Below are 13,387 nucleotides of genomic sequence, written 5' to 3' on the forward strand. Positions count from 1 at the left end.
CATTATTAATACAAAGTATAGGTCTTATCATTACGTAAAAAGGGGAGAAAGTTATGTTTGAAAAACAAATTGCAGTTTTTTTAACCCTATGTGTTACAGGAAGTTTTACAAAAACGGCTGAAAGATTATTTATGAGTCAAGGTACTGTTTCGAAATATGTTGCTTTTCTTAAAAAAAAATTCGGTCCTTTGGTAAAAAGAAATAATAATGGTGTCGTAGTTAATGAACAAGGAAAATTAGTTTTTGACTATTTTATAAGAATGCTTGACCAAGAATTCCGAATGGAATATGAACTACTTCAGTTGGAGGAACCACATCCGACAGTAACAATATCTACAATTCCATCAATCGTTAACTATCATATTTTCCAAGTGATTAAAGAATTCCAAAAAAAATATCCAGCTATAGAGGTCCGCTTTCAAGAATCAAGCATGCGTGATTGGGAAAAAGATGTTTCGCCAGAGGAAGTTGATTTTTTATTTTTCCATCAAATGAGTGAACACATTAATTTATTATACTATGAAGCACTCGCTGGGGAGGACGAAAAATTTGTAGTTGCGGTCAACAAGAATAGCTCATTAGCAACTTATCCTGAATTGCGGTTCAGAGATCTGGTAGATGAAAAATTCTTCTTATTGGACTGGAGTACGAAAAAAATTGATCCTATTTTAAACATCTTAAAAAGAGATTTTTCTAAATCTCAAATTTCATATATTGGTCAGAATTTGGATATGATTTTGTCATCTGTTTCTTCAAATATGGGAGTTTCCATTTTACTTAAACGTATAATACCTGCTAAAGAAACGACTCAATTAAAGTTGGTACCTTTTAATGATTTAGAAGGTGGAAAGGTTGTACTAGTTAGACAACGGCAAGTGGATCATTCAAGGCCTGCTAATTTATTTTGGGAATTTGTAATGACAAATCAATTAGTAAAAAGTGGAATTCCAAAATGGAATAGTTAGTTGCTTATTAGATAGCAATGAACAATTAATATTTAACTTAGTGCCTTTATAACGCCTTTATTCGACTCGTGATTAAAATTTGGAAATAAAACAATTGCAAATAAAATGGAATTGGATTATAAAAATGTAATGAGAAACGCTGGAATATTATAATTAATTTATTTTGTTTTTCCAAATTTGAGAAAGAGGGTTTTCACCATGAATAAAGAAGAACAAAAAGTTGTTGCGCAGGTAGATGATTTTTCACTAAGTCGTGTTCCGATGGATAAGCGACAACCATTATGGCAGGTTTTAGCCATTCAGATTGGTGGCTTTGTTGCTTTAAGTCAATTCATGTTGGGAGCCGAACTCGGCTATGGATTGGACTTTAAAACAGCAGTCATAGCTACAATTTTAGGTAGTGTGATTTTGGAGGTTATTGCATTTTACTTGGGACTAGCAGGACAAAAAGAAGGTCTACCAACAAGCCTTTTAGCTAAGTGGGCGGGCTTTGGTACTGTTGGATCTGCATTGGTGGGCGTTGCATTTGCTATTAGTCTTATCGGCTGGTTTGGTATTCAGAATTCAAATTTTGCTGCAGGCATTATTACTATTTCGGGTCAGCATTGGCCCTTTGGTGTGGTAGCAACAATAACTGGCTTATTGGTTACACTTTCAGTTATTTTTGGATTTAAGGGCTTGGCTTGGACGACCGTTATTTCGCTACCTTTGTTCTTAGTAATGATAATCATGGCAACAGCTAATATGTTAGAAGGACACAGCTTAAACACTCTGGTTTCTATGGCTGCTCCTAGTGCAAAATTAACATTAACGACTGCTATTACTTTAGTAACAGGAAACTTTATCATCGGTGCTATCATAATGCCCGATATTACAAGGTTTGCTAAAAGTGGGAAAGATGTTTTTTGGGTTACTGTTGTTGGTACAACAATTGGAGAATTAGGCGTAAATGTTTTAGGAGTCTTGATGGCTCACGCAACTGGAACAGAAGAAATTTTGCCAATTATCTACGAATTGACTGGTAGCTTAGGTATATTATTGGTCATTACGTCAACATTAAAGATCAACGATATTAATTTATATTCGGCTAGCTTAGGATTTGTTAATTTTTTTAAACAGGTATTTAAAATTGATTTTAATCGTGGTGGTGTAACATTAGTTGTTGGAATTTTTGGAACCATAGCTTCGGTTTTGGGAATTATTGATAAATTTGCAGGGTTTTTAACAATTTTAGGTATTGTGTTTCCACCAATAGCTGCAATTATTTTTATTGATTATTACGTGCTGAAGAGAAGTCGTAAAATTTTAGATGAATCGCGTCGGACTGGAACATTGCCCAGTTACACAGAAACCATGCATCCTGTAACATTAGTAGCTTGGATTGCCGGAGCAGCTACGGGATATTTTGTGACATGGGGAGTACAATCCTTTACAGTATTAATCGTATCAAGTGTTGTCTATTACGTTGGTATGAAAATATTTGATAAGAGATAAAAAAGATTGTTCTAAAATCTAGAAATGTACTTCTTTATAAACGGACCATACACCGATTATTATGGTTATCAAAAATCTATTAATACAAAGTTAGAAGGTTTATTTATGACACAGATTAACATTGATGATATTAAACATATTGCAATAGGAGCGTCTCTTTTAGGTGCTGGAGGCGGTGGAAATCCATATGTGGGCACTTTAATGGCAATTTCAGCTGTTCGTGAAAAAGGGCCAGTTCAATTAATTGAGCCAACTGACGTACCAGAAGATGCTTTAGTAATTTCTGCTTCAATGGTGGGGGCACCCGCAGTTTCATTAGAAAAATTCCCCAATGGAAATGAATATGATAAAGCTTTTCCTCTTTTAGAGGAAACATATGGGCAAAAAGCTTATGCTACTTACCCAATTGAGGCCGGTGGTATTAATTCTATGATTCCAATCATGGTCGCGGCTCGTCGAGGTCTTCCACTTGTTGATGTAGATGGTATGGGACGTGCATTTCCAGAGCTGCAGATGACAACCTTTGCTATAGCAGGACATCCAGTTACACCAATAGTTATAACCGACGAACGTGGTAACAATGCATTAGTGAATACCATTGATGCCAATTGGGCCGAGAAAATTATCCGGACAATCACTGTTAAAATGGGAGCAACTTCATCAGTTGCGGGAGATGCGGTTCATGGTAAAGATTTGGTTGCAAATGGTGTGACAGGAATTATTAGTTTAAGTAAACAAATCGGTGAACTAATTGACAGTGCTAGTGATTTTGAAACGGTTGATGCTGCATTAACACAGCTATTGCAGATTACGAAGGGTTATAAATTATTTACTGGAAAAATTACTGATATTAATCATACGACAAAAGATGGTTTCAATTTTGGCGAAGTTACAATAGAAGGATTTGGTACATTTGAGCAGAGTTTCGGTTCTGTATCATTTCAAAATGAAAATATTATTTTTAAAGTCAATGATCAAGTTTTGGCTACAGCTCCTGATTTAATTACTTTAGTAGACGTGGACACCCTAATTCCAGTTACAAATGAGGAATTACGTTACGGTAAGCGAGTCAACGTGCTAGGTCTACCTGCAAATTCAAAATGGCGAACAGAGGTTGGTATTGCGACTGTTGGGCCACGGTACTTTGGTTATGATATAGATTATGTACCACTGGAGCAACTTGTAGAAAAGTATTCAAAGATGGGAGAATAAAAAATGACTTATCAGATTGGTATTGATGTTGGAGGCACTAACACAGATGCCGTTATTTTAGATGAAAGACGTAAAGTGATTGCTGCTACCAAACAACACACCACAAAGGACATTCAAACTGGTATTTCAAATGCACTGCATGAGGTATTGAATCAGTCTGGTGTCAACCCAGATTATATTACAGATGTTATGTTGGGAACTACTCAAGCAACTAATGCCATAGTAGAAAGAAAAAGTTTAGCGAAAGTCGGTGTTATTCGCCTAGGATATCCTGCAACCGCCTCTATTGTACCGTTCACAGAATGGCCAAGTGACATGGTCTCACTTTTATCTGGTACTTATCAGCTAGTCCATGGTGGTTATGAATTTGATGGCAATAATATTTCACCTATTGACTACAATGAGATTCGGAAGGTACTAAAAGGTTGGAAAGGAAAAGTGGACTCAATTGCTGTTGTTGGTGTTTTTTCTAGCTTAAATCCAGATCAAGAAGAAAGTGTAAAAAAACTAGCAACCGAAATTCTAGGTGACGTACCAATATCGATTTCATCGAAAATTGGTTCCCTTGGTCTGATTGCACGTGAAAATGCAACAATTTTAAATGCTTCCTTGTATAAAGTTATTAATAAAGTAGCAATTGGATTTGATAAAGCACTGCAAGATGAAGGTATAAAAAAATGTAATAAATATCTTACTCAAAATGACGGTACATTGATGACCCTAGATTATGCAAAACTGTATCCAATATTAACCATCGGTTCTGGACCCACAAATAGTATTCGCGGAGCTGCTTATTTAGCTAAGATCAGAGAATCTCTTGTTTTGGATATTGGAGGCACAACATCTGATATTGGTGTTTTGATTAATGGTTTCCCACGAGAATCATCACTTGCAGTTAATGTCGGAGGAATCCAAACCAATTTTAGAATGCCTGATATTTTATCAGTTGGTCTTGGTGGTGGTTCTGTTGTCAGACAGTTGAGTAATGGAGAGGTGACTGTCGGGCCAGATTCTGTAGGATATAATATTACCCAAGAGGCATTAGTCTTTGGTGGTCAGACTACCACAGCAACGGACATTGCAGTGGCAATGGGTGTAGCAAAAGTAGGAGATTCTAAGAAAGTCGATGGACTTGATAGAACGTTTGTAAAAAAAGCATTTAAGAAAATATCAGAAATTTTGGAAGATGCCATTGATAAAATGAAAACCAGTGCCGAAAAAGTTGATTTAGTTCTAGTTGGAGGTGGTGCTATTATTGCACCGGATTATTTAAAGGGTGTTAGTCATATATTTAAGAATGAACAAGGAGGCGTGGCAAATGCAATAGGCGCGACTATTGCACAAATTGGTGGTCAATATGAAAAAATATATCAGTATGCACAATATAAACGCGAAGAGGCATTGCGAGACACACAAAAATTGGCAAAGAAGCAGGCAATTCAAGCGGGAGCCGATCCTGAGAGTGTTCGTTTAGTAGATATTGAAGAGATGCCTCTTGCTTACGCACCGGGTGAAACAACAAAAGTCAAAGCAAAAGTAGTTGGGGACTTTATGAAGAAATAGTAATTGATTAATCTAGCAGCAAGCGTTACTCTCTTACGTTTTTGGTATTAAGAATTGCTGCTAAAACAGTCACTACGCTATATTTTAAACTAAGTTAAACTAGAAATTAATAGATAGGGGGAGCTAGAAACGAAAATACTTCTGACAGGGTTTGCGCCATTCGGGGATGATAAGATTAATCCAGCCATTGAAACTGTCAAGATGATTCCTGATAAAATAGCACAAGCCGAAATTTTCAAACTAGAGTTACCAACCGTTTTTAATAAAAGTGCAGAAGTTGTACATGCAGCCATTTTAAAATATCACCCTGATGTTGTATTAAATATCGGACAGGCTGGTGGCAGGTATGGCATAACCCCAGAAAGAGTGGCAATTAATATGGATGATGCACGTATTCCTGATAATGAAGGTCAACAACCACTAGAAAAAGTTATTCATTCTGATGGAAAAACCGCGTATTTTTCTCAATTGCCTATTAAAAAAATAGTTGAAGCGATTAAAAGGGAGTCTTTACCTAGTTATGTTTCTACCACTGCTGGAACGTTTGTCTGCAACCATATTATGTATCAAGTTCAGTACATGATTGATAAGGAATTTAAGCACATTAAAGGTGGTTTTATTCATATACCATTTCTTCCTTCACAAGTAATTGATAGGCCGAATACCCCTTGTTTAAGTATTCGTGATGATGTATTGGGGATTACCAAAGCAATTGAAGTTATTGTTAAAGAAGCCTAAATAATTTGCAAGAAAATCAGAGAACTGATTCAGTTATGGTTTCAATGATTTTAGCAACATTCAATATTTTAAATGGATGATTCGAAAATTTATTTTTTATATTTCCGCTAAGGTAAAGGTCACCTCAGTAGAAATATTGCCCATGATTATCTTAGGGTAAAGTTATTTGAAGAAATTGTTCAAAATGACGATGATAGGAAAAATATTTTGTTTTTTAAAAGGAAACGCTTGCATTTTTTAGGATGTATGCTATATTATAGATGTAGGGGATTATGGCAGACGCTATAATCGAAGTTTCATTAACATGCTTGCATGATAATGAAACAAAAATAGCTATCGCAAGGTAGTTAGAAAAGAGGCCAGAGTTTGGAAATCCCTTATAATAGCAGTCCAGTAGTTAATTGATAAAGTTGCGGATGATTTTAAAGTGATTTAAAGTTGTTGCTACGGATATTGGTTAGATTAAAAGAAAAAGTGATGTGTTAAAAGCTGAAACTTTATCTTACTGGGCTGTTTTAATTTGTTTATTAATAATTTACTTGAGGTCAAGTCAAAAGTTGATTTTTGACTTGGCTTTTCTGTTATATGGGATGTAAATTCAATAAAATTGATGTTACGAGTTTGACAATAGAACGACAGCACAAAAGGTTAAGACTCATATTAATCAATGCTACCTCATAATAAATTATTTATTTTTCACAAATAAAAAATTTAGCATTTATATTTTTTAATAAGAATAATAGCAATCACAAATTGACATTTACTCTTAAAAGACTTACACTTTGATTGTGAAATAGTTATTAATCTTTTCCAAATTTACGAAAGAGGGTCTTCAAAGATGGTTGAACGCAGTTATGATTTTTTGGTACCTAGTGTTAATTTTTTCGGTCCAGGTGTGATCAGTAAGATTGGTCAGCGTGCACGAATGCTTTTAATATGAAGAAACCGGTAATCGTTACTGATAAATTCTTAGAAAATTTAGAGGATGGAGCTGTACAACAAACTTTAAGTTCCTTAAAGAAAGCTGGAGTAGATTATGTAATCTATAATGGGGTTGAACCTAATCCAAAGATTCACAATATAGAGGCTGTAAAAAAATTATACCAAGAGTCTGGTGCTGATTCTATCATCACAGTAGGTGGCGGCTCGGCTCATGATACCGGTAAAGGTGCTGGAATAATTCTTACAAATGGTAATGATATTACCAAATTGGCAGGAATTGAAACACTTGATAAAGCTCTGCCACCATTAATCGCGGTTAATACTACTGCTGGGACCGGATCCGAATTAACCCGTCATGCAGTTATCACTAATGAAGAAACACATTTAAAGTTTGTGGTTGTTTCATGGCGCAATATTCCACTGGTTTCTTTCAACGATCCGACATTGATGTTAGATGTTCCTAAAGGTTTGACTGCAGCAACTGGTATGGATGCTTTTGTACAAGCAATTGAACCATATGTCTCTGTTGACCATAACCCAATTACAGACTCTCAGTGCATTCAGGCAATTAAATTAATTGAGACTTCCTTACGTGAAGCTGTTGCAAATGGTCATAATCTTGATGCACGAACTAAGATGGTTGAAGCTGAGATGCTGGCTGGAATGGCGTTTAACAATGCAAATCTTGGCTATGTCCACGCAATGGCTCATCAGTTGGGTGGTCAGTACGATGCTCCTCATGGTGTCTGCTGTGCACTATTGCTACCCTATGTTGAAGAATATAATATAATTGCTTGTCCTGACCGTTTTGCACAGCTAGCTAAATTTATGGGTGAAAACACAGACGGTTTATCAACCCGTGATGCAGCAGAATTAGCAATTAAGGCAATGAAACAGATGTCTGAAGATGTTGGTATTCCTAAATCAATTAAAGAAATCGGTGCAAAGCCTGAGGACTTTTCTTTAATGGCTGAGAATGCTTTGAAAGATGGCAATGCCTTCTCTAATCCGCGCAAGGGAACTAAAGAAGACATCATTCGCATCTTTCAAGCAGCTTATGATGCTAGTTAGTAAAAAAATAAATACTGCTCTTTATCAATGGTTGTTGATGAAAAAATTTATGAGAAATTTAATTCATTTTTGAATTAATTTCTTTTTTTTCAATTTATTTAAAGTGGAAATTAAATCTCAACTCGCATGAAAGAATGAAAAATTTTTCGTATATGTAAGCGTTCTCTTTAATTCTTTTAATCTAACTACGAAGTTTTCAGTAATTTAACTTTTGAATTAACCGCAATTGGAGATGATAAGGAAATTTGATAGGACGAAATTGAAATACAAAATTGTTATTTGTTGCTGGAATAGAGTTAAGAGGTGTTTAAGATGGAAAATGAAAAAAGAGACCTTGTTACAACCATCGCACAACTTACTGATGGTATGGCTATTTATAATCAATTAGATACCACTGAAAAGGGACTAAGTACACAAGAAGTTAACGAACGGCTGGCAAAGTATGGAAAAAATGTATTACATGAAATAAAAGGAGAACCATTATGGTTAGAATTTGTTAAAAATTTTACTAGCTTAATGGCAATTTTACTATGGGTTGCTGGCTTAATATCTTTTATTGCAAATTTAACGGAACTGGGTATAGCTATATGGGCAGTTAATATTATCAATGGGTGCTTTAGTTTTTGGCAAGAGTATCGTGCGGGAAAAGCAACTGCTGCCTTAAAGGATATGTTACCAGCTTATACGCGCGTAGTTCGAGATGGTGAAGAAAAGAAAATATTGGCACAGGAACTAGTACCTGGTGACATTGTTAAGTTAGAAGAAGGCGATGATATTCCTGCAGATATAAGGATAATACATGCAACAGATGTCAGAGTCGACCAATCGACGTTAACTGGCGAAGTGAATCCTGTTAACAAGGATGCACGTGTTGTTCGCAATACAACAGGAAATCATGCCGATTTAAGAAACACAATTTTTTCAGGAACATCAATGCTTAAGGGAAACGCAATAGGTATTGTGGTAGTTACGGGAATGGAAACTGATTTTGGGAAAATTGCAGATTTGACTCAAAATGTAAAGGAAGATAGCAGCCCACTGCAAAAGGAATTGAATGTACTGACAAGACAACTATCAGCTTTAGCCATTGCTATCGGCATCGCTTTTTTTCTGCTTGCAACTTTTATAGTACATTATCCTATTGTCAAGGCTTTTGTTTTTGGACTAGGTATGATTGTGGCCTTTATTCCGGAAGGATTATTACCGACTGTGACCCTTTCATTAGCAGGGGCCGTTCAAAGAATGGCACAAAAAAATGCCCTCGTAAAAAAACTAGCAAGTGTTGAAACTTTGGGTTCTGCTTCAGTTATTTGCTCTGATAAGACGGGTACACTGACCCAAAATCAAATGACAGTAAATCATCTCTGGACGATTAAGCACAGTTATACAGTTAGTGGTGAGGGATACAAGCCTAAGGGGAGTATTTTAGAAGGTCCTAAAGAGGTCAAAGCAGCGGATAATCCGGATTTATTTGAATTATTAAGAGGTGCTTTGCTGGCAGATAATGCAAAAATTGTAGCTCCTAATAAACATCATAAACGTTATCAAGTATTAGGTGATCCAACCGAAGCTTGTTTAGAAGTTGCAGCGTTTAAAGGCGGCATTAATCCTGAGTTGGAGAGAAAAATTGCTGTACGAATTAAGGAACTGCCTTTTGATTCTGACCGTAAGATGATGACAGTGATAGAAGAAAACGTTGCTATACGAACTTTTGATACTTTTACAAAAGGAGCTCCAAATTGTGTTTTAGAGCAGTGTAGCAGCTATCTAGAAAACGGGAAGGTAAAAAAGTTAACTGCTGAGATAAAGCAAAAAATTATGGACGCAAATGACGGTTATGCTAAACAAGGATTACGCGTTTTAGCTGTTGCTTGCCAGCAATTACCAGAAGAACTACGAAAAGAAATAAAAAAAGCATCAATAGCGAATGTCGAACAAAAAATGATTTTTGTTGGATTGATTGTTATGTTCGATCCTCCAAGAAAGGAGGTCCGTGCTGCAGCACAGTTATGTCATAAAGCAAAAATAAAAATTATTATGGTAACTGGTGATTACAGCTTAACGGCTGAAAGTATTGCACGTAATATCGGTATTATTCCTCCTGATTCTCATGTAAATGTAGTAACAGGGGAGGATTTAAAGAAAATGTCTGATAGTGAATTGAAGCAAGCTTTGAAAGGTGAAATAGTCTTTGCACGTATGGCACCAGAGCAAAAATATCGAGTGGTTGCTAATCTTCAGCAAATGGGAGAAGTTGTTGCTGTAACAGGGGATGGCGTTAACGATGCTCCTGCGTTAAAGAAAGCTGATATTGGAGTTGCAATGGGCATCACAGGAACTGATGTTGCTAAGGAAGCAGCGGATATGATTTTAACTGATGATAATTTTGCGTCGATTGTTACTGCAATTAAGGAAGGTCGCGGGGTCTATAGTAATATTCGTAAGTTTTTGTTATATATACTAAATAGTAATATGCCAGAAGCGGTTCCATCAGTTCTCTTCTTATTAAGCGGAGGGCTGATTCCGTTGCCGCTAACCATTATGCAGATTCTCTCAATTGATTTGGGCACTGATATGTTGCCAGCGCTTGGGCTTGGAAAAGAGTATGCAGAAGATAGTGTTATGGAAAATCCACCTCGTTCATTGAAGCAGCATCTTATTAATAGAAAACTATTGTTTAAAGCTTTTTGTTGGTATGGATTATGGGCCTCGATTATTTCAACAGGTGCATATTTCTTTAGTAATTATTTCTCTGGGTATACTTTCCCACATTTAGCAAGTAATGGAACAGTATATGCTCAAGCAACAACCGTTACTCTTGGCGCAATAATTTTTTGTCAAATTGCTGCGGTGTTAAATTGTCGCTATGAAAAGAAATCAATGTTTCATAAACATTTTTGGAATAATTCACTAATTTTTGTGAGCATTATTTTCGAAATAGTGTTATTTTTAGCGCTAACCTATGTTCCTATACTACAGGGAGTTTTTGGAACTGCACCTTTAGGATATAGAGATTGGTTATTTCTAGTTTGTATTCCGTTCCCACTTATTTTGATTGATGAAATAAGAAAATGGGTAGTACGCAAACGAAGTTCTAATTAAAGTAATACTAGAAGATAACACTTTTTCTACTGTATATTTGTATTTGACATATGCACTACAAAATTCTGCGCATCGTTTATATCCATTTGTTTGAATAGAATATTTGTTCATAATACTTTCCTTAGAGTCAACTTCATGGTTTAGTATAACTTTATAGATAGGGAGGGTAAGCTTAATGAATATCAAGAAAGCGGCTGAAATGTTTGATTTGAGTGTTGATACACTGCGCTATTATGAACGTGTAGGTGTAATTCCACCAGTTCACCGTAATGCAAGTGGCTACCGTGATTACACAACGAACGATTTAAATTGGATTTATTTAGCAAAAAATTTGCGTAATGCTAGTTTATCGGTGGAATCATTAATTGAGTTTGCTAAGCTGGCTCAATTACATGATACTCAAAATGTAGAAAACGCCCAAAAACAGATTTTATTTGATCAATTAGAAGAACTGGATAAAAAACTAGTTGAAATGCAGCAAGTAAGAGACTTACTCGTCTATAAAATTGAAGCTTATGATGATCATATCGCGAAATTCAAAGCAGGTGATGGAGGAACGGATAAGGTCGAAAAATTATGGGAAAGGGCAAAATAAACTTTTCTCTTGCTATGGATCTAACTCCAAGGTTTAGGATAGATAATGTAAAGAATATTGGAGGAGGAAATAGCATGCAAATAATCAAATTGAATAATGGTGTAGAAATGCCTCAATTAGGATTTGGGGTTTATCAAATTCCATTGGAAAAAACAGCCGAAGCAGTTTATCAAGCAATCAAAGCAGGTTATCGTTTGATTGATACAGCTTCTGTTTATGGGAATGAAAAAGAAACAGGTGAAGGAATCAGACGTGCAATACATGAAGGGCTCGTAACTCGAGAAGACCTCTTTGTTACTTCTAAATTGTTTATTTTACAAGCACCAGAAGTGAAAGCTGCCAAAACGATTGAAAATTCACTTAGGATAATGGGGTTAGATTACCTTGATCTTTATCTTATTCACCAGCCCTATGGAGACATTTATGGTGCATGGCGCGCAATGGTCGCGGCACAAAAATCTAAAAGCTTACGTGCAATTGGTATTTCAAATTTCAAAGCACCCAAGATGATTGAATTTGTTGGACTGAATGATGTAAAGCCACAAATTAATCAAATTGAAGTTAATCCTTGGAATCAACGAAGCGAGGACCAAAAATGGCATGAAAAATATGGAGTACAAGTCGAAGCCTGGGCACCATTTGCTGAAGGTCGCCACGATTTATTTACAAATTCTGTACTAACGAAAATTGGAAAACAATATGGCAAAACAGTTGGACAAGTTGTGCTTCGCTGGTTGATGCAAAGAGGAATTGTGGCTTTAGCAAAATCAGTTCATCCGGAACGAATGGCAGAAAATATTGATATTTTTGATTTTGAACTTTCAAAAGAAGACATCGAAAAAATAGCAGCTTTAGACATGAAAGAATCTGCTTTCTTCGACCATGATGCACCACAACAAGTAGAATGGTTTATGAATCGAATGTTGGATACGGAAAAATGATGAATATATACAAATTTCGACGCAGGTGGTTAAAAGGGCGCATAGATAGCTTTTTTATACACTTGACGTTGATGTTTTAGCGGCCTGCAAATCACCCCTATGTCCCTAAATAGGAGTGATTTTTTGTATTTAAATATTAAACTTAGCTAGAAAATAAATTCTAATATGAATTAAAAACTTATAAATTCACTAAGATAATGCAGTTCAACAAAAAAACTGATATTCTTGTAAAAAGAAGATTTAGATTGACCTGTGCTGCTTTTTTAACAAATAAGAAACAATTAGGGGTACTAGAGCTATGATTGGTAACGTGTACAGAACCATGGATAAGCCATAAGTGTCAGCCAAACTACCTAATATTGGTGAAGCAATTCCGCCAACGCTAACCGCTAATCCTAAAGTCACACCAGAAGCAAGTCCCATGTTTTGGGGTAGATAGGCCTGACCTAGTAAAACCATAGAACTATAGGGCATAAAAACAATTAATCCCAGTGGAATTAAAAACAGTAATGCTAAAATGGGATTTTTAATTAGAGGAAAAAGTAATAAAATAACCGGTAAAATAGTAAAACTTAGCCGTAATACATTGATAAATCCTAAGCGATCTGCCAAGTTCCCACCAAGTAAAGTACCTAATGATCCAACAATGAAGAGCTGCTCTTATCCTAGTATTTGGTACACAAATATTTAGACAGTTGTGCCATAATAAAATAACTAGGGTAGGAGTTTTTATATGAAACGATATACTGATGATTTTAAAGTAA

At 35.7% G+C, this 13,387-nt stretch carries 9 protein-coding genes and 1 pseudogene; 9 read left to right on the plus strand and 1 reads right to left on the minus strand.

The features are described from left to right. Window positions 1–53: 53 nt before the first annotated feature. The 9 genes and pseudogenes from GSM_RS03240 to GSM_RS03280 all read left to right on the plus strand — a co-directional run bounded on the left by GSM_RS03240 (window position 54) and on the right by GSM_RS03280 (window position 12,623). A complete protein-coding gene (locus tag GSM_RS03240) occupies window positions 54–965 on the plus strand; it encodes a LysR family transcriptional regulator (protein WP_003689108.1) in 912 nt (303 codons plus the stop codon). Window positions 966–1,163: 198 nt separating this feature from the next. Beyond that, entirely contained in the window at window positions 1,164–2,459 is a 1,296-nt protein-coding gene (locus GSM_RS03245) for a purine-cytosine permease family protein (protein ID WP_003689107.1), read from the plus strand. Between the two features lie 105 nt (window positions 2,460–2,564). Beyond that, window positions 2,565–3,671, plus strand: coding sequence for an S-methyl thiohydantoin desulfurase family protein (locus GSM_RS03250; RefSeq protein ID WP_003689106.1), 1,107 nt, complete (start codon window positions 2,565–2,567; stop codon window positions 3,669–3,671). 3 nt (window positions 3,672–3,674) lie between these two features. After that, window positions 3,675–5,234, plus strand: a complete 1,560-nt coding sequence (locus tag GSM_RS03255; protein ID WP_003689105.1) for a hydantoinase/oxoprolinase N-terminal domain-containing protein — start codon at window positions 3,675–3,677, stop codon at window positions 5,232–5,234. A 135-nt stretch (window positions 5,235–5,369) separates the two neighbouring features. After that, entirely contained in the window at window positions 5,370–5,972 is a 603-nt protein-coding gene (pcp, locus tag GSM_RS13930) for a pyroglutamyl-peptidase I (protein WP_040538200.1), read from the plus strand. An 838-nt stretch (window positions 5,973–6,810) separates the two neighbouring features. Next, window positions 6,811–7,985: pseudogene (locus GSM_RS13935) on the plus strand (iron-containing alcohol dehydrogenase). Between the two features lie 312 nt (window positions 7,986–8,297). After that, window positions 8,298–11,087, plus strand: coding sequence for a cation-translocating P-type ATPase (locus GSM_RS03270; protein WP_010077804.1), 2,790 nt, complete (start codon window positions 8,298–8,300; stop codon window positions 11,085–11,087). Window positions 11,088–11,262: 175 nt separating this feature from the next. Then, a complete protein-coding gene (locus GSM_RS03275; RefSeq protein WP_003689102.1) occupies window positions 11,263–11,682 on the plus strand; it encodes a MerR family transcriptional regulator in 420 nt (139 codons plus the stop codon). Window positions 11,683–11,756: 74 nt separating this feature from the next. Further along, a complete protein-coding gene (locus GSM_RS03280) occupies window positions 11,757–12,623 on the plus strand; it encodes an aldo/keto reductase (RefSeq protein WP_029327353.1) in 867 nt (288 codons plus the stop codon). Between the two features lie 240 nt (window positions 12,624–12,863). Here the strand turns inward: GSM_RS03280 and GSM_RS03285 are convergent, their stop codons facing one another. Continuing rightward, window positions 12,864–13,235, minus strand: coding sequence for an MFS transporter (locus GSM_RS03285; RefSeq protein WP_003689100.1), 372 nt, complete (start codon window positions 13,233–13,235; stop codon window positions 12,864–12,866). Window positions 13,236–13,387 lie beyond the last annotated feature (152 nt).

Origin of the sequence: Liquorilactobacillus mali KCTC 3596 = DSM 20444 (genome assembly GCF_000260415.1) — a bacterium.
In the GTDB taxonomy this organism is placed as follows: Bacteria; Bacillota; Bacilli; order Lactobacillales; family Lactobacillaceae; genus Liquorilactobacillus; species Liquorilactobacillus mali.